This window comes from Niallia taxi (assembly GCF_032818155.1).
Taxonomy (GTDB): domain Bacteria; phylum Bacillota; class Bacilli; order Bacillales; family Cytobacillaceae; genus Niallia; species Niallia taxi_A.
Window position 1 is genome coordinate 2,326,368 of record NZ_CP102589.1, and the last position, 26,526, is coordinate 2,352,893.

At 38.7% G+C, this 26,526-nt stretch carries 23 protein-coding genes, 1 pseudogene and 1 riboswitch; of the genes and pseudogenes, 13 read left to right on the forward strand and 11 right to left on the reverse strand.

Annotated features, from left to right (window positions below; genetic code table 11):
* Positions 1–179: 179 nt before the first annotated feature.
* The 4 genes and pseudogenes from NQZ71_RS11545 to NQZ71_RS11560 all read left to right on the forward strand — a co-directional run.
* On the forward strand, positions 180–926 hold the full coding sequence (locus NQZ71_RS11545; RefSeq protein WP_317010649.1) for a sugar phosphate isomerase/epimerase family protein: 747 nt from the start codon (positions 180–182) through the stop codon (positions 924–926).
* A 112-nt stretch (positions 927–1,038) separates the two neighbouring features.
* A complete protein-coding gene (gene bglX / locus NQZ71_RS11550) occupies positions 1,039–3,210 on the forward strand; it encodes a beta-glucosidase BglX (protein ID WP_317010650.1) in 2,172 nt (723 codons plus the stop codon).
* A 182-nt stretch (positions 3,211–3,392) separates the two neighbouring features.
* Complete coding sequence (locus tag NQZ71_RS11555) at positions 3,393–4,349, forward strand: LacI family DNA-binding transcriptional regulator (protein WP_275007651.1); 957 nt, start codon at positions 3,393–3,395, stop codon at positions 4,347–4,349.
* Positions 4,350–4,475: 126 nt separating this feature from the next.
* Positions 4,476–4,733: pseudogene (locus NQZ71_RS11560) on the forward strand (hypothetical protein); the annotation flags it as partial.
* Positions 4,734–4,866: 133 nt separating this feature from the next.
* Here the strand turns inward: NQZ71_RS11560 and NQZ71_RS11565 are convergent.
* A complete protein-coding gene (locus NQZ71_RS11565; RefSeq protein WP_275007650.1) occupies positions 4,867–5,826 on the reverse strand; it encodes a tyrosine-type recombinase/integrase in 960 nt (319 codons plus the stop codon).
* A gap of 104 nt (positions 5,827–5,930) precedes the next feature.
* Between NQZ71_RS11565 and NQZ71_RS11570 the strand changes: the two genes are divergently transcribed.
* From NQZ71_RS11570 to NQZ71_RS11590, 5 genes are all read left to right on the forward strand, one after another.
* Entirely contained in the window at positions 5,931–7,427 is a 1,497-nt protein-coding gene (locus tag NQZ71_RS11570) for an aminotransferase class V-fold PLP-dependent enzyme (RefSeq protein WP_260053902.1), read from the forward strand.
* 59 nt (positions 7,428–7,486) lie between these two features.
* A riboswitch (TPP riboswitch) is annotated at positions 7,487–7,589 on the forward strand.
* A 105-nt stretch (positions 7,590–7,694) separates the two neighbouring features.
* Positions 7,695–8,303: an energy-coupled thiamine transporter ThiT gene (gene thiT / locus NQZ71_RS11575; protein WP_275007649.1), complete on the forward strand. Its 609-nt coding sequence runs from the start codon at positions 7,695–7,697 to the stop codon at positions 8,301–8,303.
* 137 nt (positions 8,304–8,440) lie between these two features.
* On the forward strand, positions 8,441–8,611 hold the full coding sequence (locus tag NQZ71_RS11580; RefSeq protein ID WP_317010651.1) for a hypothetical protein: 171 nt from the start codon (positions 8,441–8,443) through the stop codon (positions 8,609–8,611).
* A 125-nt stretch (positions 8,612–8,736) separates the two neighbouring features.
* Complete coding sequence (locus tag NQZ71_RS11585; RefSeq protein WP_317010652.1) at positions 8,737–10,452, forward strand: glycosyl hydrolase family 18 protein; 1,716 nt, start codon at positions 8,737–8,739, stop codon at positions 10,450–10,452.
* 162 nt (positions 10,453–10,614) lie between these two features.
* On the forward strand, positions 10,615–11,364 hold the full coding sequence (locus NQZ71_RS11590) for an MBL fold metallo-hydrolase (RefSeq protein ID WP_317010653.1): 750 nt from the start codon (positions 10,615–10,617) through the stop codon (positions 11,362–11,364).
* A gap of 32 nt (positions 11,365–11,396) precedes the next feature.
* Here the strand turns inward: NQZ71_RS11590 and NQZ71_RS11595 are convergent, their stop codons facing one another.
* Complete coding sequence (locus NQZ71_RS11595; RefSeq protein ID WP_317010654.1) at positions 11,397–11,939, reverse strand: GNAT family N-acetyltransferase; 543 nt, start codon at positions 11,937–11,939, stop codon at positions 11,397–11,399.
* A 396-nt stretch (positions 11,940–12,335) separates the two neighbouring features.
* Between NQZ71_RS11595 and fni the strand changes: the two genes are divergently transcribed.
* The 3 genes from fni to NQZ71_RS11610 all read left to right on the forward strand — a co-directional run bounded on the left by fni (position 12,336) and on the right by NQZ71_RS11610 (position 15,209).
* Positions 12,336–13,403, forward strand: a complete 1,068-nt coding sequence (fni, locus tag NQZ71_RS11600; protein WP_317010655.1) for a type 2 isopentenyl-diphosphate Delta-isomerase — start codon at positions 12,336–12,338, stop codon at positions 13,401–13,403.
* A 140-nt stretch (positions 13,404–13,543) separates the two neighbouring features.
* Positions 13,544–13,894, forward strand: a complete 351-nt coding sequence (locus NQZ71_RS11605; RefSeq protein WP_144455746.1) for a hypothetical protein — start codon at positions 13,544–13,546, stop codon at positions 13,892–13,894.
* 559 nt (positions 13,895–14,453) lie between these two features.
* Complete coding sequence (locus NQZ71_RS11610; protein WP_275007643.1) at positions 14,454–15,209, forward strand: glycoside hydrolase family 25 protein; 756 nt, start codon at positions 14,454–14,456, stop codon at positions 15,207–15,209.
* A gap of 37 nt (positions 15,210–15,246) precedes the next feature.
* Here the strand turns inward: NQZ71_RS11610 and wrbA are convergent, their stop codons facing one another.
* The 3 genes from wrbA to NQZ71_RS11625 form a co-directional block, all read right to left on the reverse strand.
* Entirely contained in the window at positions 15,247–15,864 is a 618-nt protein-coding gene (gene wrbA / locus NQZ71_RS11615; RefSeq protein WP_317010657.1) for an NAD(P)H:quinone oxidoreductase, read from the reverse strand.
* Between the two features lie 29 nt (positions 15,865–15,893).
* A complete protein-coding gene (locus NQZ71_RS11620; RefSeq protein WP_275007641.1) occupies positions 15,894–17,351 on the reverse strand; it encodes an aldehyde dehydrogenase family protein in 1,458 nt (485 codons plus the stop codon).
* Positions 17,352–17,583: 232 nt separating this feature from the next.
* Positions 17,584–18,000 (reverse strand): MarR family winged helix-turn-helix transcriptional regulator, encoded by a 417-nt coding sequence (locus tag NQZ71_RS11625; RefSeq protein WP_317010658.1) that lies wholly within the window; start codon positions 17,998–18,000, stop codon positions 17,584–17,586.
* A gap of 101 nt (positions 18,001–18,101) precedes the next feature.
* Here NQZ71_RS11625 and NQZ71_RS11630 point away from each other — a divergent pair, with 101 nt between their 5' ends.
* Positions 18,102–19,553 (forward strand): MFS transporter, encoded by a 1,452-nt coding sequence (locus NQZ71_RS11630; protein ID WP_260053894.1) that lies wholly within the window; start codon positions 18,102–18,104, stop codon positions 19,551–19,553.
* A 49-nt stretch (positions 19,554–19,602) separates the two neighbouring features.
* Here NQZ71_RS11630 and NQZ71_RS11635 read toward each other — a convergent pair whose 3' ends face one another.
* The 6 genes from NQZ71_RS11635 to NQZ71_RS11660 all read right to left on the reverse strand — a co-directional run bounded on the left by NQZ71_RS11635 (position 19,603) and on the right by NQZ71_RS11660 (position 26,479).
* Positions 19,603–20,667, reverse strand: a complete 1,065-nt coding sequence (locus NQZ71_RS11635; RefSeq protein ID WP_317010659.1) for a sensor histidine kinase — start codon at positions 20,665–20,667, stop codon at positions 19,603–19,605.
* Complete coding sequence (locus NQZ71_RS11640) at positions 20,664–21,344, reverse strand: response regulator transcription factor (RefSeq protein WP_144455756.1); 681 nt, start codon at positions 21,342–21,344, stop codon at positions 20,664–20,666. Before NQZ71_RS11640 ends, NQZ71_RS11635 begins: the two co-directional genes overlap by 4 nt.
* A gap of 38 nt (positions 21,345–21,382) precedes the next feature.
* The gene (locus NQZ71_RS11645; protein ID WP_260053892.1) at positions 21,383–22,174 is read right to left on the reverse strand and encodes an ABC transporter permease; all 792 of its coding nucleotides are present in this window, start codon (positions 22,172–22,174) and stop codon (positions 21,383–21,385) included.
* Positions 22,161–23,126, reverse strand: coding sequence for an ABC transporter ATP-binding protein (locus NQZ71_RS11650; protein WP_317010660.1), 966 nt, complete (start codon positions 23,124–23,126; stop codon positions 22,161–22,163). The genes NQZ71_RS11645 and NQZ71_RS11650 overlap by 14 nt, the downstream gene beginning before the upstream one ends.
* Positions 23,127–23,605: 479 nt before the next feature.
* On the reverse strand, positions 23,606–24,145 hold the full coding sequence (locus NQZ71_RS11655; RefSeq protein ID WP_260053891.1) for a GNAT family N-acetyltransferase: 540 nt from the start codon (positions 24,143–24,145) through the stop codon (positions 23,606–23,608).
* Between the two features lie 144 nt (positions 24,146–24,289).
* On the reverse strand, positions 24,290–26,479 hold the full coding sequence (locus NQZ71_RS11660; protein WP_317010661.1) for a diguanylate cyclase: 2,190 nt from the start codon (positions 26,477–26,479) through the stop codon (positions 24,290–24,292).
* Positions 26,480–26,526: the final 47 nt, after the last annotated feature.

The window sequence follows — 26,526 nt, forward strand, 5'->3', positions numbered from 1 at the left end:
TGATTCTTATAGCCTATCATAATTTCAAAATATGAATAAACCATGACTATACCTTTAACTTTTGTCTTTTGTCTTTTATTTAATAGATAATATATAGATGAGAGGAGGAATAAAATGAAAGGATAACGAATATTGCTTCACAAATCTCTTTATAAAACCCTAAAAAGGAGAGGATACGTATGGCGTTGCCAATCGCACTACAGTTATGGAGTGTAAAAGAGGATGCTGAAAAGGATTTTTTTGACACATTGGAGAAAGTGGCAAGGATGGGCTATGACGGAGTGGAATTTGCCGGTTATCACGGAAAAAATGCACAGGAGATTAAAGCAAAGCTAAAGGAGCTAGGATTAAAAATTGCCGGTTCCCATATCAGCATGGAAGAAATATTGGAAGAGACAGACAAGGTTATAAAATTCGAGCAAGAGCTTGGCAATAAATATATTGTGTGCCCATGGGCAAGCTTTCCTACAATCAATGAGTGGGATGACTTTGCAGAAAAGCTGCAGAAAGCGGGTGTTAAGATTGCAGCAGCTGGTTTGTCCCTGCTATATCACAATCATAATCATGAGCTTGTCAGCAAGGAAGGGACAGTTATCCTTGATAGGCTGTTTGAGGCAGTACCAGCAAGCTTTTTAAATGCTGAGCTTGACACTTATTGGCTAGAATATGCAGGCGTGAATGCGATTAATTATATGGAAAAATGGAAAGGCAGAACTCCGCTTATCCATGTGAAGGACATGGATTCTAGTAAAAGGGAAAGTACTGAAATCGGCAATGGTAGCCTAAATATAAAGGGCATTGTTGAGAAGGCTTACGAGAATGGAACAGAGTGGCTGGTTGTTGAACAAGAAGCATTTACACAAGCCCCGTTAATAAGTGTTGAAATTGGTTTGCAGAATTTACAAAGAATACTCGCTGATTTGTAATATTAAGTCCTCCCCTTGCTTTTTAAGTTGACCTTCGAAATGAAAACGCTTATAATTCGAATTGTAATCGTTGGTGAAACGTTTCGATGAACAAAACAGGGGGAGGCAGAATATGGCTCAGATTGATCTTAAGTCAATAATTCAAAACATGACGTTAGAAGAAAAGGTCGCACAATTAATGCAGCTGTCCGGAAATTTTTATTACGGACTTGCCGGGGAAATTACTGGTCCATTTGAAGAGATGGGCATAAGCGATTTTGTTGTGAAAAACAGTGGATCTGTTTTAGGTGTTTCTGGGGCAGACACGGTGCGGAAAATTCAAGCGGAGCATTTAAAAACAAATCGTCATGGCATTCCACTCTTATTCATGGCAGATATCGTTCATGGCTATAAAACAATCTTTCCAATTCCTTTAGCGATAGGCTGTTCCTGGGATATGGACCTGGCAGAAAAAAGTGCAGAGGTTGCAGCTAGTGAAGCAGCTGTTGCTGGTGTTCATGTCACCTTTGCACCAATGGTCGATCTCGTTCGCGATCCTCGATGGGGCCGCGTGCTTGAAACGACTGGAGAAGACAGCTATTTAAATAGCGCCTTTGCCAAAGCCTTTGTGCGGGGCTTTCAAGGCAAAGATCTTGCGGCTGACCATATGAAAGTTGCCGCATGTGTGAAGCATTTTGCTGCATACGGTGCACCAGAAGGAGGCCGTGACTATAACACTGTCAACATGTCCGAACGTCAGCTGCGCGAATCCTATCTTCCTGCGTATAAAGCAGCGCTTGATGAAGGCTGTGAAATGGTGATGACATCCTTTAACACCGTAGACGGAATTCCAGCTACCGGCAACAAGTGGCTTATGCGAGATCTTCTTCGCAAGGAATGGGGTTTTGATGGTGTGTTGATATCAGATTGGGGCGCAGTTAAGGAATTAATTCCACATGGAGTCGCAGGTGATGAAGCAGAGGCGGCCCGCAAGGCAATCCTTGCCGGTGTTGATATTGAAATGATGACACCATGCTATATCCGCAGTTTGGAAAATTTGATCAAAAGCGGGGAAGTAACAGAGACATTATTGGATGAAGCGGTGCTGCGCATCTTAAAGCTGAAAGAAAAGCTTGGATTATTCGAAAATCCTTACAGAGCTGCAGATACTGTAAAGGAAAAGGAAGTGATTCTTTCCAAAACTAACCGGGAAGTTGCCCGTAAACTGGCAGAAAAATCCTGCGTTCTCTTAAAAAACAACAGCGTTTTGCCTTTGGACAAACAGCAGAATATCGCCCTAATTGGCCCCTTCGCGCAATCACCGGACATTTTAGGAGCGTGGTCTTGGCAAGGAGAAATCGAAAATACAGCAAACCTTCATGAAGCACTACAAGCATTGACAACTAATGTAACAGTTGCACAAGGCAGTAATGTGGAGACAATAACAGAAGAACAAGTTACCGAAGCAATAGAAGCAGCGAAAGCAGCAGATGTAATTGTGCTTGCAGTTGGTGAATATGCCTCAATGAGCGGCGAAGCCTGCAGCAGGGCAGATATTACATTGCCAGAAGCACAGCTGCACCTTATCAAACAAATGAAAACATTAAACAAACCAATTGCTGTTATCCTGTTCAACGGCCGTCCCCTTGATTTACACGGTGTATTGGATGAAGCTGATGCAGTGCTTGAAGCATGGTATCCAGGTACAGAAGGAGCAAGCGCCATTGCCAATATTCTGTTTGGAAATGTGAATCCATCAGGAAAACTGACCATGTCTTTTCCTCATACAGCCGGGCAAATTCCTGTATACTATAATGCCTATAATACGGGTCGTCCCTATGACGGAGTAAGCCGAGACCATTATTTATCCAAATATCTAGATATACCGAATAAACCGCTTCTGCCATTCGGGTTTGGCTTGAGCTATACAAACTACATCTATGAAAATTTGCGATTGTCCTCCGATACGATGACCGCAGACGAACAAATTCAAGTATCAGTAACCATAACAAATACAGGGAATTACACCGGAGAAGAAATCGTCCAGCTCTATATTCGCGATATGACAGGTGATGTAGTCCGGCCAGTCAAAGAACTGAAAGACTTCCAAAAAGTAAGCCTAAACCCAAAGGAAACAAAGGAAATACAATTCCAATTAACAGAAGCACAGCTGCGTTATTATCACCAAGATATGAGCTTTACAAGTGACGAGGGCTTGTTTGAAATTTATGTGGGCGGCAGCAGTGAGGATGTTTTGTCTGGTGGATTCAAGTTAATAAAAAAGTACACTAACTTAAATGACTAACTTCTGTTAGCAGTTAATCTCAGAGGAGCCAGGAAATCAAAACGATTTCCTGGCTCCCTTCATTGCGTTCAAAATAACTTTACACACAACAAGAACTATCGAGATAATTTTGATAAAATAGTAGTATTGATTTATATTACATAGCAACTTTTCACTTTTATGAAAGTTTGGAGGGAGCTTTAATGGCAGGTATTAAGGACATCGCAAAGGAAGCAGGTGTTTCTATTTCTACTGTTTCGTATGCGCTTAATGGGAGTCCAAAGGTAACGGAAGAGACTAGAAGTCGGATTTTGGCTATTGCTGATCGGCTGGGATATGTGCCAAATGCAGCGGCAAGAATGCTGAAGGTGAAGCAAACAAAAATCATCGGGGTCTTTTTAGCTGATTATGGCGGCTATTTTTATGGTCCGCTACTCCGCGGAATGCGTGAGGCTTTAAATGAAAAAGGGTATGAATTAATTGCGTGCTCTGGTGTTCAGTCCCATCGGCTTTTGCTGGAAAAGGTAATTGATGGCGGCATTATATTAGATCAAGCATTTACAGATGAAGAGCTGCTTAATTATGCAGACAAAAGCTATAAAATAGTAGTGTTGGACAGAGAGCTCGTTCATGAAAACATTAAAGGTGTGCTTTTGGATAATACAGCTGGTGCAAGATTAGCTGTAAGAAAGCTTACTGAACACAATGTAAATAAACTGTATGCAGTCACAGGTCCTGTAGGTTCGTATGATTCAAAAAAACGAATGGAGGGTGTCAGGGAGGAACTGCAATCTTTCCCAAATGTGGAGCTGATTGAGGTCCAAGGTGATTTTTTAAAGGATTCGGGCGAAGAGGCGGCAAGACAAATTTTTGCGAACTACAGTGAACCAATTGCGATATTTTGCTTTAATGATGAAATGGCGATTGGAATTTATCGTTATCTGCAGGATAAAGAATATGAAATAGGAAAAGATGTGTTTCTTGTTGGTTTTGATAATATTGAGTTAGCGCAATATATGGTGCCAAGATTAAGCACCATCAGCTATTCGAGCCATGAATGGGGCTCAATGGCTGCTCATAATTTATTAAAGCTGCTGGCAAACGAAACAGTTGAAAATGAACAAGTTGAGGTAACGATAACGGTTGGCGGCTCTTCATAATTTTTTTTGAGTCTTAAGTTTTGGAACTTAAGGCTTTTTTGTTTTATATTCTCTTAATCCGCATATTTCCCTGTATCAACAGCAAACTAAAGGTATTGGCTATCTATCTTAAGGGGGAAAATAATGATCGATTTTCCGACAATACAAACCAACTTCTGGGATGCCGTGGCAGCAGTGCCGATTGTGATGGTACTGACACAGCTGCTAAAGCGGATCTTTCATATACCAAAAAAATACAGACCAACTACCGCACTTATCTTAGGACTAATAATTTCTGTCTTTTTCAGTCACAGACACAGTTTAACAGCAGGTTTGTTTATGGGATGGTTTTATGGTTATTCCGCAATTGGCTCATATGCATCTATGAAAACAAGTGTATTAACAATGATAAGTAAATGGGAGAAAAAGAATAAATTACCGCGGGTTAGACTGTTTTTACAAAAGCTTTTTTTAATAAAAAAAGAGTACAACACTTTGCCTGACTAAAAAGCAGACGGAATCATCCATCTGCTTTTCATTATGTAAAGGAGACCTTCTCATCCAGCGCAAGCAAGTATTGTTTATATCTTCTCAATGCTGCTTCACTTGTAAGGGAAAAGCGTTCCATGATATATTCATCAGATTTACCCTGCTGAATTTCCTCCAATATTGCGGTATTACGCAAGTTCACTGCTGATATTTTCCGCAGGCCTGCACGTTTGACTTCATCCTTTATCATTTCCTGGATGGCACGAACCGACAAAGCTTTTGGCTTTTGTCTGTCGTAGTCATATTGAAAAGAAAGCGACACATTATTAAATGCGACAAAGAGTGGGTCCTTAGAATGGTATTTTGGGCGGAATAGCTCAGGAATCGAGTAAAAATACGTCCTCATATCCTCCATTATTTGCTTTTCAACAGCAAATTTTTTCATCGTTGCCCCAAATGGAATCGAAAGCTCTCCTTGTGCAAGATTCACATGCTCCATCGTAATGGCATACACTTCCGTCGGTGTTAACCCGAATGCTCTGATAAGGGATGCAATGGCAGCATTGCGCTCTACAAGAAAATTCCGAGCCGCTTTTTTTCCTGTTGCTTCTGAGTACCGAAGCTTCATCGTATAAATGATTTTAGTGAACTCCTCACCCTCAATGAAATCATTGCTTGTTAAGGAACGGAGCGGTGCCGTATGTGATAATTTATGAATATCATGTGCAGCAATACATTGATGATATTTTAGAAAACGGCTCAGTACGGTTGCTAACCGGCGAATTGTTGCATGGGACAGTTTTTTATTATGCAAATAAACGAAGTATTTTTGAACATCATCTTTTCTTAATGCCTTCAACGTGTTCATATCCGTTTTTTTCTGCTCTGCTTCAAGCCAGGAAAAAAACTTCTTCAAGTCTGACTCATATTGTTTAAGCGTCAATTTAGAGCGTCCGGCTTCGTGCAAATCCTCAAGGAAAGCATGTGCAAAATCGGGTAATATAGCCATAAGCTTTCAGCCTCTTTCTTTTTTTGAAAATTTTTCTGTATTTAGATTAACTTCTTTCTTTATTTTAACATAGGTTAGTAAGGGAGAGAGAGGGTGGATTTAGGTTGATTAGAGCTAAAATTGGAGAATCGACATATGTGATTGGAACGGAGCTAGAAGCACACTTTAGCTCATTCAAGAAACATATTATCGGAGATGATTTTGCCTACCCTACTGTTTATGGAACCCAGAAATTATTATATGCTGATTGGACAGCGAGTGGAAGACTGTATCGAAAAATCGAAGATAACCTTGTTGACATAATTGGTCCTTATGTTGCAAATACACATACAGAGTCAAACATAACGGGCACCTATATAACAAATGCCTATCATGAGGCAAAAAATATTATCAAAAGACATGTACATGCAAATGAAGATGACATTCTTATTTTTGATGGTTTTGGCATGACAGGAGTAATCAATAAATTCCAAAGATTAATCGGCATTAAACATATGGACAAACGAACACTGACCATAAAGGAAAAACCGATTGTTTTTGTGACACATATGGAGCATCACTCTAATTATCTGTCTTGGCTTGAAACAGCTGCGGAAGTTGTTACGATAAGACCTGCTGCCAATGGCGATGTGGATTACAGCCATTTGGAGGAACTCCTTGAGACACATAAGCAAAGAACGATGAAAATTGGAGCATTTACGGCATGCTCTAATGTAACTGGTAGAAAGACCGATTATCATCGGCTTGCAAAGCTAATGCATCAATATGGTGGCATTTGCCTTGTTGATTTTTCGGCATCTGCTCCATATGAAACGATAAATATGCATCCAGATCATAAAGAAGCAGCTCTTGATGTTATCTGTTTTTCACCACATAAGTTTTTAGGAGGACCAGGTACAAGCGGCGTTCTTATTATGAACAAAAGCCTAGTTCATGCAAAAATCCCTGATCATCCAGGTGGAGGAACGATTGACTTTACGAATGGATGGGGTGACGTCCTTTACAAAAAAGATATAGAAGAACGGGAAGACGGCGGAACCCCAGGCTTTCTTCAAGCAATTCGGACTGCCCTCGCTATTCAGCTAAAGGAAGAAATGAATGTCGAGAAAATGCAGCAGCGTGAACAGGAGCTCATCGCTTTAATGATGACAGAGTTAGATAAAATACCGGGAATAACGATACTGGACGGGGAAAATAAAAACCGCCATGGCATCATTTCCGTGATTTGTGAGGGGCTCCATTTTGATCTGGGAGCAAAGCTGCTAAATGACCGGTTTGGCATTCAAGTAAGAGGCGGCTGCTCGTGTGCCGGCCCATATGGTCACTATTTACTTGGTGTCAGCGAGGCACAATCTAAGCAAATAGCAGCGGAGGTTCAAAAAGGGATCTTTACTAATAAACCAGGGTGGATCAGAATCTCCCTTCACCCGACATTGACGAATCAGGAAGCTTACTCGATTGTTCATGCCTTTAAGAAAATAATCATGTATAAAGAAGAATGGCAAAAGGATTACCGCTATATGCCGAGAAGCAATGAATATGTTTGTGCATTAAGAAGCACAGATAATCATACGGATGTATTCAAAGCTTCCTTAAAGTAATAAAAGCATCTTTTTAGTTGAATAAGAATCTGCTATAATAAGAACAATTGAATATAAAAGCAAACCACAGGGGGAGCATGTATGCTGAGAGTGATCTTAAATGATCAGACCCTTTGAACCTGTTAGTTAACACTAGCGTAGGGATCGTGGCTGAAGACTTTTTACTAGGTATTTAATGTATACTTACTTTTTTTCATACGAAAAAAAAACACGTTAATCCTACTTCAACTCCCCTTTGGTATGCGTACATAACAAGGGGGAGTTTTTATGAAAAAAATGGGGTTAGTCGTTTTAATTGAAATTGCTATTTTTGCAGCCATTGCGTTAGTGTTGGATTTGCTGCCTTCTATCCATCTTGGTGCGAGCGGGTCCATCTCGATTGCCATGGTGCCGATCTTTATAATCGCTTTTCGCTGGGGCTTTAAAGCAAGTGCAACAGCAGGCTTTTTATGGGGACTATTGCAAATCGTAACAGGTGACTTGCAGGCACTAGCATTCTGGCAAGTAATCCTTGAATATTTCTTAGCTTTTGCCTGTATTGGTTTTGCTGGTCTTTTTATGCCGACAATACAAGCCAAACTTAAAAACGGAGAAAAAGGGGCTGCTTCACTAGTAATGGTTGCTGCCATACTAACAGGTAGTGCTATCCGCTACTTCTGGCATTTTCTTGCAGGTGTTACGATTTGGGCACAATACGCACCAGAAGGTCAGTCGGCTCTAGCTTACTCATTATTCTACAATGGTATCCCATTCATTGGAGCATCAGTATTATGCTCGATTGTAGCTGTAATCTTGCTTAGTGCAGCACCGCGATTGGTGCTTGATCGTCCAACTGGGCGCACTGGCTACTATTCTGGAAATTCGGAAGTAAAATAATGATGAACAAAGGAGTCCTGAACGGGGCTCTTTTTTAGTGTAAATTCATATGATTTTCACAAAATACATTTTTTCGGTTATTGTGAAAATGATAACAATCTCGTATGTTTAGTTTATAAAAGAAGAGTGGGCCTTCTGTGGACTTCACTTTAACTATTTTTGTTATCGATAGTAATGAAATGGTTATCAGCAGTGATGATGATGTATTTATTTATGATTTTGTAGAATTTTTAGTTAAAAAATCCTTTCCGATTCAAACAGATTCCGAGCTGCTTTTTACCAGTCTGCTTGTTGAAATTTCAGAATAGTGCTTATAAACAATTGGAAAAGGCTCTTCCTTTTGTCTGTTCTTTATTCATGTTAGAATAAAAATATCATTCTATTAAAATAGAAAAAATAAGCATCATTTGACATGCATCACAGGAGGAAGGTAATGGCAGAAATAACTTTTCAAGCGCCAAAAAGGCCAAACAAGTATAAAGTTTTGCTTGGACTAGCATTGGCTGTTCTATTGGTAGTGACAAGCGTCTTCTTTATATTCTATCCATTTGCAAGCTCTAAGACTGCAGAATACTTTAAAGGGGAGAACCCGATTATATTGGATGGTAAACAGGCTGGTAATGCAATAACGGTCAATGAGACTGTTTACTTGCCATTAAGCTTCTGGCAGGAAAATATAGATGAAAGCATCACTTATGATTCACAAAGCAATTCAGTAATTGCGACAACTAAGGATAAAGTGATTCAGTTTCCATCAGAATCTGTTTCCTATTTTGTAAATGATGAAACAGTGGATCTGCAATTTTCCCCGATAAAGGATGAGAATGGCGAGGTATATGTGGCAGTCGAACCGTTAATCGAGTTTTATCCGTATCAATTTACACAACTAGGTGCTGACACAAATGCAGTTTTATTGGAAAAGGACGGCACGGAAAAAACGGCAGCAACTTTCAGCTCCAAGCAAGTGAGAGATGATTTTGCGAGACTGCGTACAGAACCGACGCTTTTTTCTGCTTATACTGGTGAAATCGAGCAAAAAGAAGCTGTCACAATCGAGAAGGAAGAGGGCGACTATTATTTTGTCCGCAAGAACAATGGTGTTGCCGGTTATATTAAAAAAGACCTTTTTACAACAGGAGATACGATAACTGTTAAAGCGAATGTAGAAGAAAAAACACCTGCTCTAAAAAAAATAGACGGTCCAGTTAATCTAACATGGGAAGCTGTTTACTCTAAGAATCCAGACACTGCAGACATACCTAAGATGGATGGGGTTAATGTAGTTTCACCGACATGGTTTAAGCTGTCTGGCAACAAAGGAAATGTCAGCAATCTCGGCTCTGCGGAATATGTAAAATGGGCTCATAAACAGGGCTATCAAGTATGGGGACTATTCTCCAATGACTTTGACCCAGAAAAGACGCATGATGTTTTTAAAAACTTCGAGACTAGACAAAAAGTAATCAGGCAGCTTCTTGTGTACAGTGAAATGTACAATCTTGACGGCATCAATATTGATATTGAAAATGTGAATGAAGAAGACGGCGAATATGTTACTCAGTTCGTAAGAGAAGCAACGCCTTACTTCCATGAAGCAGGCTTAACAGTATCTATGGACATCACCTTCATTGCCGGTGGAAACTATTCTGCCTTTTTTGAAAGAGACCATCTTTCAGAGATTGTCGACTATTTAGTTGTCATGGCATATGATGAGCATTGGGCAACATCACCAACAGCAGGCAGTGTTGCAAGCTTGCCATGGGTGGAAGAAAACTTAAAAACATTGCTGGAGCAAGTGCCAAATGAAAAGCTTGTTTTAGGTGTTCCACTATATGCAAGGCTTTGGGAGGAAAAAGAAAATGGCGACATATCATCTGAAAGCCTCTCTATGGAAAAAGTACAGGAATGGCTTGATAAATATAAGGTGAAACCAACCTATGATGAAGAAAGCGGCCAAAACTATGGTGAGTACTATGATTCTAAATCAAAATCAACCTATAGAATTTGGCTTGAGGATGAATTATCCTTATCCAAGCGTGCCAAGCTTGTAGAAGATTATGATTTGGCAGGCATTGCAAGCTGGTCCCGCTATTTTGCAGATCAGTCTGCGTGGGTGGCTATGAATTTGGAAGAAGATAGTGAACAATAGATAGAATGAACCCTTCTATATATACAGTAAATACTCGCTGTGTATATGGAGGGTTCTTTTTTTGAAGAAAAAAGAACCCTCGATTTTTTACATATACTTTGCTAATTACCAACATTAAGCTACACTAAAAGAAAATAAACGTAAAAGATGGAGGGAAGACATATGATTACAGTAAATCCGTTAGGTACAGGCGGTGCCTTCACAAAGTATTATCATAACAACTATATTATGGAGCTTGGGGACAGAAGGCTACTAGTCGATGCAGGGACAACTTTGCGCTCCAGCCTTCCTGCTGCTGGATATAATTATCCAGATATAACAGATATCGTTATAACCCATTTGCATGCAGACCATGTTGGGGGCTTAGAGGAATTTGCCCAACGCTGTATGTATCTGCATCAATATAAACCGCATCTTTGGATAAGGGAAGAGCTTTCTAAAGGGTTGAACAACACTTTAGAAAGTGGCTTATGTACAGATGGGTTAAGCTTGAGCGATTATTTTCATGTTCATTATGTGAAGGATCGCTTTCATTTAGGAAGTCATTATGAGGTCGAGCTTTTGCCAACAGATAATTTGCATGCAAAGAATATGCTGTCAATGGGATTAAAGCTATATGACAAACAAGAAAATATCAATATTATCTATACAAGCGATATCGGCAAGCATGAAGAGGCTGCATTTGATACACATATGGATGAAAACACGAAGGCTCTCTTCCATGATATATCATTTATAAAGACACCAGTTCATTCTTACATAGAGGATGTCATTGCCTACTATACAGGCAAAATAGAGCTTCAAGCAATATACGGCATGCATTATGCTGATGATATCGACATAACTAAAACAGAAGATCAATACGGCATTCAGATAGTACGTACTAATCAACCTATAGTGTTCAAGAAATAAAGCAGACATGCCTCCATGTCTGCTTCTTTTTTCTATAAATCATGTGGATTAAGAATGGCAAGGACTTGATGATCCTCCCATTTACCATGGATTTTGACATTTTTCCGGGCTATCCCTTCTTTGTGAAAGCCCGATTTCTCTAATACTTTAATCGAACCAATATTATGAGGCATTACGCCTGCTTCGATACGGTGAAGATGGAGGCTATTAAAGGCGTAATCGACAGCAAGCTTGACTGCAACTGTACCATAACCTTTGCCATTATGTGACAAATCTATAAAGTAGCCAATAAAGGCACTCTGCAGTGAGCCTCTAAGCACCTGAAACAAACTAAGTGTACCGACAAGCTGCTCTGTTTCTTTTAAAAAAATACCAAACTGATAGTGAGTATCATCCTTCCAAGCATTGCTCCAGTCATTAATCAGTTCTATTTGTTTGTTTATAGTATAATAGTCTGACGCTCGCTCCATTGCATATTTTTCAAAGAAATCTTTATTGTTGATTTGAAACTGGAGCAGTGCTGCTGCATCAATTGCCTTAAAAGATCTGATATATATTTGTTCACCATAAATCATTAAACGACTACCACCTTTCTTAAAAAAATGCTATTACACTTAATATACCGTAAAATAAGAAATGGTTGGTCTTTAATAGTGTTTTTGGTGTAATACTACCATAAAAAACTTAGTGGAATAGAGCGGAGTTCACTTCAGCTCCTGGATACCAGAAAAGCAAAGGAGGCTCCATGCCTCCCCGCAGAAAGCGATTGGGTGCAGAGAATGAAACGAACTATTCTTAAGCCCATGCCTCTATAAATTTAAATTCAACGAAAAAGGCAAACTGCAATGGTCATTAATGATACGGATATGTAGAAGCCTTATAGCAACTAATAGAAGGCATATGTTTTGTGATTTAGGAAAAATTAACAGTAGTATACTGAAATTAAGTTAGAAAAGATATGAGGACTTTATATGAGTGAGAATAAAAGACAAAAACGAAAAGAAGAGCATATTGAGTTAGCATTGCAATCAGAACACGCATTGACCTCCGACTTTGATGAGTTGACCTTTATTCATCGGTCATTACCTGAAGCGGCCATACAGGATATTGATTTGAGTACAAGCATTGGTCCTCTTGAGTTGGAGTTTCCATTATATATTAATGCGATGACAGGCGGCAGCACTAAATCGGAAGTAATTAATGCTGCTCTTGCAAAAGCTGCAAATGTAGCAGGGATACCAATGGCAGTTGGATCACAGCATGCAGGCATAAGAAATGCCGAGCTTGCTAATTCATATAAGATTGTTCGTGCAAACAATCCAAACGGTCTAATTTTTGCGAATGTTGGTGCAGATGTACCGCTAGAATTTGCTCGAAAAGCAATTGACATGCTTGAGGCTGATGCATTACAGGTTCATCTTAATGTACCGCAGGAGCTCGTCATGCCAGAAGGCGAAAGAGATTTCAGTGGAATGCTCTCAAAGCTGGAAAAGCTAGTTTCAAAACTATCTGTGCCGCTGATTGTGAAAGAAACAGGATTTGGTATGAGTCTGGAAACAATCGAGCAATTAAAAGGTATTGGAATTAATTATATAGATATAGGCGGAAGAGGCGGTACCAATTTTGTTCATATTGAAAATGAACGGAGAAGCAAAAAAGACTTTTCTTATTTAAAGGATTGGGGCCATTCAGCGGTTATTTCGCTTTTAGAGGCAAAGTCAGTTTCAGAGGGTCTGACAATTATGGCTTCGGGGGGCATTAGGAACCCACTTGATGCTGCAAAATGCTTGTCGTTAGGCGCAAATGCAGCAGGTATCGCCGGTCCATTTTTAAAGATTCTCCATGAATTCGGAACAGAAGGTCTGATAGAGGAATTAGAAGAGTGGAAACAGCATTTACAGACGATCTTTCTGCTGCTTGGTGTGAAATCTATTCATGACTTGCAAAAATGTCCAATTGTTTTAGTGGGAAAGGTTAAGGATTGGTGTGAAGTAAGAGGAATAGACATACTGGCACTAGCAAGACGAACGATACAATAAAAAAGCTGACACTAAAATGTTCAGCTTTTTTGTTTTGTTTTTTTAGTTTTTTTAATAGCCGATTCTTTTGCTTCCTATATAAATATGATATTATCAATATTCAATCAATATTGTTTATTTTTTAGAGAAAGAGGAACAGCATGTTTGCAACAATTTTTTGGACTATATACATAGGTTTACTTGGTACAGCAGCATTAGGTTTTTTGATAAAAGGGAAGTACAAGACGACTCTATCAAAAATTGACTTTGCTGTTTCTGTTATAACATGGATAGGTTTGTTTGGGTTTGTAACAGACACAAAAATTTGGATGCCAATTATTTGGAAGATAGTGTTTGTTGGCGGATTGGCATGGGAAATTATCTATGGGATTTTTTTGAACGACTATTACGGAGAGGATCCGGAGGAAGAAGTTCCACTCGCTGTGACAATTATATTTTTCATTGTGTTTGTTGGCCCATTATATTATGGTTTATACCAATATGCATATTAACTATACATACAAAAGGGCTTCCTTGCAGGCTCTTTTTTTATTGGGGAACTTTGCCGGATACAATATCTTTAGTATTGCTGTTTTAGCACATCCATTTATTTCAATCTGATAATTAAGTCTTCATATTTCGCGAGGATAATAGATTTTGTCAGGGGATTTTGTATTTCGGCAAGTCCGTTTCCATGGTCGAAGAAGAACAAATGAATTTTGCTTTTATAGATAACCTTTTGACCTAATCTGATTATAGCTCCTCCTTCTGGTAAAGCTTAAAATGATAACGTAACTTAATAATAGACGAAGAAGGATTCTCCATCTCTTTATAGAATCAAAAATAAAGAAAGGCTTAGCAAAAAGCAGAGGATAAAGGATTGAATGAAGTTCGTATGTTATCTTATGCAAAGTTAAGCGTTAGGGCTCCTATTTAAAAATGCTTACTTTGGGTTTAAACAATCAAGAAAGTGTGAAAAGTATATACTTAAATGAAAGAAAGAGAGGAAGCTGATGAAAATATATTTCTTAAAAAGACAAACTGAGATTTTCAGTTTCAGCGGGGTAAAACATGGGAGGAACTAATAAAGAAAGCACATATATAACGTGGGTTTTATGGCTGTTAGGAATAATTTTAGCTGGTGCGTTCACGCTTTTCTTTTTATGGAGACAAGGAATCTGGATACCGAATGCCTTTCGTGCAGATGATTATGCTGTAAAAGGGATTGATGTATCTGCTTACCAAGGAGAAATCAACTGGTCGAAAATCGAGGATCAAAATATGAAATTTGCTTTTTTGAAAGCGACAGAAGGGAGCTCTTTTGTTGATGAGAGGTTCGCATACAATTGGGATGAAGCACATAAAACAGCGCTGAGGGTTGGTGCATACCACTTTTTCAGCTATGACAGCAGCGGCAAAACTCAAGCGGAAAATTTCATCCGCACGGTCCCTAAAGAAGTAAATGCCCTTCCACCTGTTATTGATGTCGAATTTTATGGCGATAAAGAAAAAAATCTCCCTGTGCGAAGCGACGTAGAAAAAGAGCTAAGAACAATGATTGACATGCTTAATAAGCATTATGGAAAAAGAATCATTATATACACAACACAAAAGGCGTATGATTTATACATAAAAAATGGGTTTAAAGAAAGTGACATTTGGATTCGTGATGTTTTCACAGATCCTTCGCTTCCAGACAGGCGAAACTGGGTCTTTTGGCAATACACGGATAAAGAAAGACTCGAAGGATATAATGGCGAGGAAAAATTCATAGATGTAAATGTGTTTCATCGAAGTTTAGCAGAGTTTGAGGCATATGGAAAATAATAAAAGGAGCATTCGATTTTAGAATGCCCCTTTTAGTTTATTGATTGCCTTTTTTCACCCAATCGGCAACAGTAACAACTCGTTTTGCCTGATGCTGAACGGCTTTTTTGTAGACTTCTTTATCGCCGACGATTTCGTTGTTTTGGTCAACTGAAACGCTTGTTCCATATGGATTGCCGCCTGCAGCATAAAGGGATTGATCGGTATATCCTGGTGTAACAACAATGGCACCCCAGTGGTACATGGTTGTATATAGGCTTAAAATCGTTGCTTCTTGGCCGCCATGTGGATTTTGAGCAGATGTCATTGCACTTACCACTTTATTAACTGTCTTGCCATTAAACCAAATTCCGCCTGTGGTATCTAAAAACTGCTTCATCTGGGCAGCCACATTTCCAAAGCGAGTCGGTGTACTAAAAATGATTGCATCAGCGTTAACAATATCATCTGGTGTGATAACTGGGATATCTTTTGTTTCCTCCACATGGGCTTTCCATGCTGGATTTCCTTCAATGACGCTTTGTGGTACTGTTTCTTCTACACGATAAATGGTAACATCTGCGCCGCTTTCTTTTGCTCCTTCAGCAGCCCACTGTGCAAGCAGATAATTAGTCCCTGTTGAACTGTAATAAACGATGGCCAATTTAACTGTCATTTTAAATTCCTCCTAATTCATGTAATAGCTTAAAATGGGTACTTGCGGAAATTCGTTTGCACAGAAATCCATTTCGTAATCGTAAATTCTTCGACAATCCAGTCATTGCCGAATCGGCCCATACCACTTGCTTTAGTTCCACCAAAGGGAACGGTTGGACTATCGTTTACAGTCTGGTCGTTTATATGTGTCATGCCACTTTCTACTGCTAATCCAAGTGTTCGGCCCTTATCAAGATCATTTGTGAAGATAGCAGAGCTTAATCCATATTCTGTGTCGTTTGCGAGTTCAATTGCATGCTCATCTGAATCTGCTTTAATAATTGTCGAGATAGGTGCAAATAACTCCGTTTGTGCCAGCTTACTTCTATTATCTACATCAACAAACACAAATGGTGTTAATAAATTTCCAATCCTTTTGCCTTCAAGGGCCAATTTACAGCCTTCTGCTTTTGCTTCCTCAATGAAGGACATGGCTTTATCTGCTTGTCTTTCATTAATAAGAGGACCAATGATTGTTTTCGGATCCTTTGGGTCTCCGTATGGTACACTCTTAACCCTTGCGATGAACTTTTCAACAAATTCATCATACACATCCTTGTGAATAATCATCCGATTAATAATCATGCATATTTGTCCTTGGTGGATGAATTTCCCAAAGATTGCTGCATCAACAGCACGGTCTACATCTGCATCTGCCAATACAATGAATGGGTTATTGCCCCCAAGCTCAAGTGCCACTCGCTTCAGCATTTTGCCTGCTAATTCGCCGATATGCTTGCCGACAGGTGTGGACCCAGTAAAGCTAATAAGACCAGAATCTTTGCTTGTCAGCATTTCATCCCCAAGCTCCTGCAGGTCTGATTGAATTACTTGGAGCACACCTTTTGGAAGTCCTGCAACCTCAAATGCTCTCGCAATTATAGAACCCCCGGCAAGCCCTGTCTGCAAATCCGGTTTATGTACAACAGCATTGCCAAGTGCTAAAGCAGGGGCAATTGTTCGCATAGATAAGTTCATTGGGAAGTTAAATGGAGAGATGGATGTAATAACACCTAGCGGCAGGCGGTACACATAGTTTTTCTTTCCATCCTTTTCTGACATATCTCGGCTTTGGTCAATTTTATCAACAAGGTCGAAGGAAGCATCCAAATAAGCAAGGGTCAGGTCAAGCTCCACATTTGCTTTTATATTACTGCCGCCTGTTTCCTGTGAAATAATGGCGACAATTTCCTCTCTGTTGTTCTTTAAAAATTCACTTGCCTTTTTCAATATAGCAAGCCTTTCTGTGGGCGTTGTTTTCGCCCATTCCTTTTGTGCTGTTTTGGCGGATGAAAAAGCTCCATGAAGCTGATCGACAGTCGCAATACTGAAAACAGTTATCGTTGACTGGTCATAAGGATTTTTGTCTTCAAAAGTTCTGCCTGTTTTCCCTTCCGTCCAGACACCATCAATAAAACTCTTATTCAGCTCTACAAAGCGTTCCATTATTTACACCTCGGTTTTTAGAAATTTCATGACATGATATTTTAGCCAATTTTATCTTTAATATTCTACCCGATGATAGATAGGACAAACATGCTATCGTGAATGGAGAGAGGCCATATAACAAGTAAGAGTGTTCAGTTATACTCTGCATAAGCTGTCATTCTTGCACCATAATAAAGATGAATACATAAAAAAATCCCCATCCAATAATGGAGAAGGGGAATAGGAACAATTATAATACGTTATCAATCTTTTTTAATAACGAAATTAATTGTTTTCTTTCATCGTCTGTCAGATTTTTCGTAAGCTCTTTGTTTAATTCATCTAAAACAAATTGAATATGGGGATATACTTGAATCGCTTTTTCTGTTGGAAATAGCTCGTTAGCTCTGCGATCGCTTTCAGAGGTTTCTTTCCGAATATAACCTGCCTTTTCGAGCTGGCTGACAGAACGGGCTGTTGTTGCTTTATCATATTTTAATTTAGATGTAAGCTCATCCTGATTGATTCCAGGACTTTGAATAATCCATTTTAAAAAGGCATATTGTCCACCATTGCCGATGTTATAATTTTTGAACGCCTTTAATAAATATTTTTGATTTTGTCTATGGATGACAGAAATCAGTCTGCCTAAAGGAGCTTCCTTCAAATTTGTTCAACTCACTTAAATGTTTTTAATGTTGCTTCTATTTATAGATTACATTACAATAAATTTGTTGCGTACGCAACTAATGGATTGAGGTGGTTGTATTGAAAAATGGTCAGCATGGCATTAATGGTCATGAAAAACGCTGGACTATTTTAATTATTTTAAACTTATTTACGTTTATGTCGACATTAGACGGCAGTATCGTCAATGTTGCTCTTCCAACAGTCTCAAAAGAGCTTGCATTGCCGCTCGCACAATCTCAATGGATTGTCAGCAGTTATTTAATGATGATATGTACAGCGATATTGTTCTTTGGAAAGCTAGGAGATATTTTTGGCAAAATTAAAATTTTCAAGCTTGGTTCGATTATTTTCATCATAGGTTCGTTTTTGTGCGGATTTAGTGATTCTCTTATGCTTTTAATTCTTTCTCGTGTTGTACAGGCAATCGGTGCTGCTATGACGATGGCGAACAACCAAGGAATTGTCACAGAAGTTTTTCCGCCAAAGGAAAGGGGAAAAGCGCTTGGATTAATTGGCACATTTGTTTCATTAGGAAGTATTGCTGGACCTAGTCTTGGCGGTATTATTCTTTCAAGCCTTGGCTGGGAATACATATTCTGGCTGAACGTGCCGATTGGCATTATTGCCATCATAATTGCCTGGAAGTTGCTGCCGAAAGATACAACAGTAACAAAAGTGAAAATCGATGTTTCAGGAAGTATCTTGTTTGCCTTGGCAGTATTGTTTCTGTTTTCAAGTCTGTTGTTAGGACAGCAATACGGCTATTCTAATATTTATATCCTGATGTCTGTTGTTTTAGGGGTTATTCTATTTGTCTTCTTCATACTTGTAGAACGGAAGGCAGAAAATCCAATGCTCTCATTTTCCCTTTTTAAAAATTCACTTTTCTCGATTAGTATTTTATGTGGATTTTTAGTATTTGTCGCCAATTTTTGCTTCAACATTCTGGCACCATTTTACACTCAGGACATTTTAGGATTATCGCCGCTTCATGCAGGCTATATCCTCATGCTGTTTCCAATTGCAATGGCAATTATTGCACCGATTAGTGGAGCGCTTTCTGATAAGATTGGCGGACAGATCATTACCTTTGTTGGATTAATCTTAATGATTGTGGCACAAATTGGCTTAACATTTCTTCATGAAGGCAGCACAATCATTACATTATCATGTTTAATCGTGCTGCTTGGGATAAGCACAGGCTTGTTCCAATCTCCTAATAATTCATTAGTAATGTCGACAGTTGACCGTAAACAGCTGGGAATTGCCGGAAGCATTAATTCTCTAGTCAGAAATTTAGGAATGGTTGTTGGTATTTCTGTGGCGACGAGCACGTTATTTTCTGTTATGAGCATCCAGGCAGGTTATCGTGTGACAGCATTGATACCAGACAGACCGGATATTTTCCTAGCAGGTATGCATGTCGTCTTTATTGGCTCAAGCATTCTGTGCTTTATCGGGGCCATACTAACGGGTGTGCGCCTGTATTCGTCAAGAAAATCACTGAAAGAAAGAGAAAAAACTGCATAAAGCAAAGGCACTTGATAAAAGTCAAGTGCCTTGTTTCGTATATATAAGCTTATTGTAAGGGAAGCTTGATTGTGAAGGCAGTTCCCTTATTTATTTCACTTTTCACGGTTATTTTTCCTTTATGCATTTCGAGAATTTTTTTGGTGATGGATAATCCTAATCCGCTGCCGCCGTTTTGTCTGTTTCGTGATATGTCTGCTTTATAGAAGCGTTCGAAAATTCTCGCTTGAACAGCTTCTGTCATACCGATACCAGTATCTTTAATCGTTACAATCGCACTGTCATTTTCCTTCAGCAGCGTTACTATTATATTCCCATTTTCAGGGGTGAATTTAATACTGTTATGAATAAGATTTATCCATACCTGCTCTAGTAAATCCTCATCTGCATGAATCGAGATATTTTCTAATTCAATTTGAGTATCAATGCATTTTGCGGTCCATTGTGGTTCACATGCAAGGATTACCCGCCGAATCTGACGGTCAAGACGATATTGTTTAGGCTCAAACGGCGTTTTTTCTGATTCTAATGATGTTAGCTTTAAGAGATTTTCACTTAACTTGGAGAGCCGCAAGCTTTCTGTTTTTATAATTTGCAGATAATGATTTTTTTCCTTTTTTGTTAAATCTTCATTATTTAATGCTTCAGCAAAGCCGATAATAGAGGTAAGCGGTGACTGGATTTCATGGGAAACATTTGAAATGAATTCCTGACGCATTTGCTCCATTTCTCCTAATTCTGTTGCCATATGCTGCATGCTCTCAATTATGCCGTGATAGGGATGGTTTCGTTGTACTTGTTGACCGTAAAAAGACAAATCTATATTAAAATTCCCTTGTGCCATCTGTTCAAATGCATAAATCATAGGGGAGAAAAACTTGCGCTGTCTGTTTTGGACCCCCTTAATACGGCTAATGCAAGTAATTCCGAGCATGACGGATAAAATAACAAGCAACGTATTAATTACTTGTTTCCACACTAGAGAAATCGACCAGCTATAATGAGTAAATAACCAGGAGGTGAAGGAAAAGACTAATAAGGAGGCAAGAATAATAATTAGGAAAATTAAAGCGAAACCACCGATATGTAGTAATGCTTTCCACAACTTCTTCATATTAACTCCAGACGATAGCCTAATCCTCGTATCGTGCTAATTTTGAATTGATGTTTATCCTCTAAAAATCTTGCTCTTAATCTTTTAATATGAACATCAACTGTTCTTTCATCCCCCTCATAATCAAAGCCCCAAATGTCCTCAATCAGCTCATCACGTGAATACGTTTTGCCTGGCTGCGATGCCAGCTTAAAAAGAAGCTCAAATTCCTTTAAAGGCAGCGTGCAGGATTTATTATCCATCCAAACTTCAAAGGTTTTACGATCAAGGATAACTTCACCAATTTGTAATTTTTGTGAGGCGACGATTTTATAACGTTTTAATAGTGTTTTAACCCTTGCAGTTAGCTCAGGTGGATCAAAGGGCTTCACTAAGTAATCATCTGTACCTAGCTCAAAGCCCTTCACTTTTTGAGCTGTTTCTCCTTTTGCTGTCAGCATAAGGATTGGTAATTCCTCTGGATAATATTTGCGAATTTCCTTGCAAACAGACCAGCCATCCATATTTGGCATCATAATATCCAAAATCACTAAATCAACCTTTTCTGTATCAAGGAGTGTTAAAGCTTTCTTGCCATCAGAAGCACTGAGAACTTCCCAGCCCTCCTTGCTTAGAAACACCTCTAATAATTCTCTTATATATGGGTCATCATCTACGACCATTATTCTTGTTAACATTCGTATACTCCCTTTTAAATAGGATATGTCATCTTACCTTATCGATTTTTTTCTGAACGTGCAAACAGGATTGTACCAATTACAGAAAAAATCAGGATAAAGCAGACAATGACTATTAAGTCGAGTGCTGGATTAAACAGCACAATTTCATTATAAATGGGATCCCCCCAATAAAAAACTGCTCTAGCTAAATCTACACAGTAGGTCATCGGCATAATATGTGCCAAAAAACCGAGTATTCCTGTTGAATGATTAACAGGTATTAATGCTCCGGATAAAAACATTTGTGGCATCGTTATGAGCATGGAGCCAATATCGGCCACTTTGCTGTCAGTGATAAAGCTGATAAAGAAAATTCCTAATGCAGCACCGACAAGACTGAAGAGGGGGGACAGCAGCAAGAGCCAAACAAACGACATTCCACCAAGCGGGATTTGCAGAACTAATGCAACTGCTATAATACCAATTAACATCACCATGCTTGAAAAGGCTGTCCCAATCATTTTCCCTAATACAATCGAATATCTCGAAATGGGCGAAACGAATAGTTCTTGCGTAAAGTTAGAGCTTCTTTCTTCCACAAGCTGGCTCATTCCGCTAACGGATGATTGAAACATGGAATTGACAATCATGCCAATCAGCATGAACTGCATAAAATTATAACCTACATTGCCGGCGAGATTTTGCGACATGCTCCCGCCAAGAATGCCAATAAAGATAATTGGGAATATAATGCTTATCGCAATATATACGGGATTTCGGATTACCCGGATGAGCTCCCTGCCAATGATAGCTGCAACAGCATTAAATTCTCTGCTAATTACCGACATACTGTTTGTCACCTTCCTGCATTTTTATTAAATCAACATATGCCTCTTCAAGCGAAGGAACTCTGATTTCCAGTTTTGTTAATGGTGTCTTGATTTGCTGCAACAGGCTATGTGGTGTTTTTTGATCATAATAGACTTTAACGCCATGCTCCCATTCTTTATAATCGCAGAAATTTGTTGCAAGCTCCTCTATTAGCTGTTTCCTGTTGGCTGCGTCCAAGTTCATCGTTTTTTTGACGAGAAGATGGTTTTTTATTTCTTCAGGCGTTCCTGCTAACGCGATTTTGCCTTTATTAATGATACAGACACGATCTGCACCTTCAGCTTCCTCTAAATAATGGGTAGTAAGGAAAATCGTAATATTCTCCTTTTGTCGGATATGCTGCAAGTATTCCCATAATGACCTGCGGCTTTCCGCATCAAGCCCCTGTGTTGGCTCATCAAGAAACAAAATCTTTGGATTATGCATTAAACTGCGGATTATCTCAAGCTTTCGTTTCATACCCCCAGAGAATGTTTTTAGCTTTTTGAATAACTGGTCTTTCAAGCCAACCATTTCTGCCAGTTCTGCAACTCTTTCTTTATAGGCATTTGGCATCATCCGATATAACGGTCTATATGGATGTATCCCATAAATACTCACATGGAGGCGGATATTTTCTTCTGCTGTTAGTTCATAATCCAAGCTAGGATTTTGAAAAAGTATGCCAATTTGCTGCCGGACTTTTCTTGCATCCGTTTCTAAATCAGCACCAGCAATTTTAACAACACCGCTTGTTTTTGAAAGGGTTGTTGTCAGGATAGAAATAGTCGTTGTTTTGCCAGCACCATTAGGACCTAAAAAAGCGAAGAACTCACCAGGATCCACAGAAAAACTGATTCCATTTACGGAAGGCTCTTTCGCTCTTTTGTATTTTTTTGTTAATTGCTCGACTTGAATAATTGGTTCCACCTTCATTCCTCCCTCTGTTTTGTATATGACACAGAATAAAAGAGGAATGTGAACGGAGTATGAACGGATGAAATATAATAAATTATCCATATTTACTAAATCAGAAAAAAGAAATAGGAGAGGAATAATACCATTTTTGTACAGGTATGCTTTTGCAGGCGACGGCATATCCAGCAAATTCGGCAATTGGTAACAGACTAATGAAGAGAAAGCAGCCCTAAATGTCCATACAAAAAAATAAATATCTTGGGCTGTTTTATGTTTAATAAGCTCATTTTCACATAATAAATAGGATGCAGAGGAAAGGGGAGTACTGCTATTTTAAAATGAAGAGGAGACAGGTTCCGTTTTTTCTACATGGCTGAGATAAGGAAATAGTACAAACAGACTGCAGCTTTTGGCAGGACAAACTAGTATGCGAGGTTGGTTAAGGTATAATACAGAATTTTATCCTTATACTATTTGCCTTTTAGATTATTTTAGAACACTTTATACCAATACAATGTTTTGTCTATATTCGGGTTGAAAGCATTCTTTAGTGAATCAACTCCGCCGAGCTCCATTCCTTGTTTTAAATAGAATCTGCAGGCTAGAAGATTGTCATCCTGTGCTTCGAGAGAAATTCCACGTAGTCCTGCAGATAATGCCCAGTCTTCAGCTTTAGCAAAAAGTACTTTACCGACACCGGTTTGTCGGAATTTTTTACATACAGCAATATTTTCGATATAACAAAATTTATTCCAATCCTTTATAAGACGAATTTGCCCAACATATTCACCGTTGATAAAGGCTAGAAACATAGCTTTGTCGTTATTTTGGATATAATCATGCCAAGGAAGCGTATCATCCGGAAATTTAGTATATTTTGTCTGCTCATAAAGCTCTTCTTGAAGAGACCAAACACCATTCATAAGGGAAGGGACGAGGCGGCCAATTATTGGAAAGACTTCATTTGTTTTATTAATATTGCTGATATGCTGTGGTTGTAATGGTAAAACAGTAATCTGCTGAAATGTCATCGTATTACTCCCCATTGTGTTATTTCCTACATAATAACACCCTTTTAATGTACAAAGTGCAAATAAATTGAAATTTCCCGTTATTTAAAACAAAAAAAGAAGACACCAGTTAGCTGTCCGGTGTCTTGCTAATAAATAATAAAATTAATAGACTTGGCTTCTCACATTTTCTTGATACGCAACAGCTCGATTTCGGCCCTGTTCTTTAGCTACATATAAAGCATTATCCGCATGTAAGATAAGCTGATGCAAATTTGATTTAGCTGGTTTACTAGTACTAAATCCAACACTGATTGTAAGTGGCAGGCTGATATTATTTTCTAGCTGCAGCTCTTCCTGCTGCATAGCAGCAACAAGCCGATTTGCAAGCAGGAAGGCTTGTTGCTGGGAAGTATTAGGGAGGAACACGATAAATTCCTCACCGCCATATCTGCCAACAATCCCGCTAGTATGGCAAACTTTGTGTATGATGTTTGCAACGTAGACAATCGCCTTATCACCGACCATATGGCCATATGTGTCATTAACACCTTTGAAATGATCAATATCTATTAAAAATAACGAAGACTGGTCATGAAAACTATTGGTAATTTGGAAAAGCTCTGTTATTTGTTCAAAGAAATACTTTCGATTATATAAATTGGTTAAGTGATCAAACATAGCCGAAACTTTTAAATTTTGATAGTTTTCCAGCTTCGTTAATATTCGCGGGAATTGATCTGCAAAGGAATCTGTAATAATTTTCGCTTCAAAATTTTGCAACTTTCCTTGATTCTCATCAAAAACAACGAAAAGTCCTTCCTTTTTAGCAACTTTAACTGGAATAGAAAGTAACGAATGAATGTCATTTTGTATACCGAATGGATTATTATGAATATTTGCCAAGAACTGTGGTTTTTTCATAAGCTCTTCTGCAACAGTTAGTTGATTAGCTTCAATGGTCTGACCCTCTTGTGCCGAAATATTCCAGCCGTCCTGTCCGCGCTCCAAAAACATACCATTAGGAAAATTAGTCGCATCCTGCAATGTTTTTAAACCACTTTCAATTAAAGCAGGTGTTTCCTCTATTTCCTCCATACTCTTATAGGAATTATGAAGAAGAGATTGGATATAATATTTTTTTGACTCTTTTTCCTTCTCCAGATTAATCCGTTTGATTTTGTCAGCAAGACCAAGCGATAAGATAAACACTTCTGCAAGCGCACCGATTTTTGGTCCATTTAGTATCACAGCATGGAGCGGTACAAGCTTATAAGCAGCAAGTAAGTTAACGATGACACCTATTACCAGCAAGCTCCACGCTGCTAAGAAATAGATGGCTTCCCTTGAGGTGGCTCTAACCGTGATTGCAATAGCAATAATAAATCCAACAAACACCGTTGCAATGACCGTACTGATCATCGTGGCGAGAGAAGGTGCAACGATAAAAGGTGACAAGAGTGATACAACTGCAACCGCAACAACCCAATTAATCAGTCTATTAAGCAGTGGAGCTACTATATTTAGCTGCAGAAAATGCTTTGTAAATTGCAAAGCAAAAATAGAAGAGAAGATGATAAAGAACGAATTTGACCTTAACGCCCACCAAGGAAAATCCCCCCATAGAAATTGGAAAGCATATCCGTCCCAAATTAACTGCATGATCGTAAAGCCGATTACAAAGAGAATGTAGTATAAGTACGTTTTTTCTCTCAAAGAAAAGAACAAAAAGCAATTGTATATAATCATGGCAATCATGATCCCATAATAGATTCCATAGCCAGTTTGACTGAGATAGTTATTTGTTGAAAAGGAAATGGGGTCCCAAAGGACTATTGGTGCTTGAAAAAAAGTTTCTGTCTTTATTTTCAGAAAATAATCCTGTTCTCCATCTGCCTTTAGTTTAATGGGAAATAGCAAATTTTTATGTTTTATTTCTCTGACATCAAATGGAAGGCTATATCCGATTGTATCCTCTTCTATAAGCTTACCCGCAACTTCTCTATATAAGGTAACTGAGCTTAAATGGGGCTTTTTAATTTCAAGCAAAAATTCCTTTTCACTAGAAGAAGAATTAGTTAGAGGCACATTTATCCAGTAGCTTGCATTACTGATGCTACCAGAAGCGTCTGTTTCACTAAATGGCTTAAACTCATTTTGCTTATCTAAAATACTTTTTGGATTTATTTTATCGTAATAATCAATATAGATGGATGTCTTATTTGTAATGTTGAGCTCGTCCAAGCTGTTCCCTATGCTGATTGGTTGTGCAGCTAATGCCTTTTGGGCAGGTGTCAACAATACAGCTACTAATAAAAAGAGAACCAAAAGACGATTCTGAGAGAATATTTTCATAAAATAACTCCTCTAAAGCAAATTAATAGTATAATTATACCATGATT